The sequence below is a fragment of the Vibrio sp. S11_S32 genome (genome assembly GCF_014694465.1).
GTDB classification, from domain to species: domain Bacteria; phylum Pseudomonadota; class Gammaproteobacteria; order Enterobacterales; family Vibrionaceae; genus Vibrio; species Vibrio algicola.
The window spans coordinates 1-608 of the sequence record NZ_JAAUWS010000146.1 but is presented as its reverse complement, the minus strand read 5'-3'; the positions used below and the strand labels follow the sequence as shown (position 1 = coordinate 608).

Annotated in this window: 1 protein-coding gene; it reads left to right on the top strand. The window is 35.9% G+C overall.

Annotated features, from left to right (window positions below; translation table 11 throughout):
* The first annotated feature begins 223 nt into the window (after positions 1 to 223).
* Entirely contained in the window at positions 224 to 508 is a 285-nt protein-coding gene (locus HC723_RS17025; protein ID WP_190339945.1) for a hypothetical protein, read from the top strand.
* Positions 509 to 608: the final 100 nt, after the last annotated feature.

Sequence of the window (608 nt, the reverse complement as noted above, 5' to 3'; positions counted from 1 at the left end):
ACTTGAAACACATCTTTTGCTAAATCAACACCAATAATAGTAGAATTATTCATAACTGTTTGACTCCCAATAAAAATTGCTTAGCAGGTTAAGTTTAGCAGAGGAGAGGGAGTCTAATTATCTGTTAGCTTCCATACGTATAGATTAACTCTACAAATAAATATTGACACTGTATTTATGAACAGTAATATTTGTGGCGCATATCATACGAAAGGTTAGGGAAATGAAAGTCACCAAAAAACAATATGACAAATGGACGATACCGAGTAAAGCTAGTTACATTGGGCTTTGGGTAGGATCGATTGGCACCATATTTGGAGTAGTCAGCCTTGGGGTTGCAGTATACTTTTATTATAACCCTCCAAAATCTCCACCATCAGCTTCAGACGAATATATTAGAACAACAACACCCACGATTGTTAAATTGTCTGATACTAGTTTTTTGAGTTGGTTAGGTGATGACGAGAAATCATTAACATTATGTAAGCGTTCACCAGCACCCTATTGACAGGCGAATGTGACGATCATCACTTGATCTACAATTGCCTATTGAACGATCCTTTTTATGCTTCATTATCTTCACATGAGCAGAAAAAAAGAACCTAAAT

What these genes read in the sequence shown, in the direction of transcription:
- HC723_RS17025 (WP_190339945.1), top strand. Translation starts at nt 224, where the DNA reads ATGAAAGTCACCAAAAAACAATATGACAAATGGACGATACCGAGTAAA.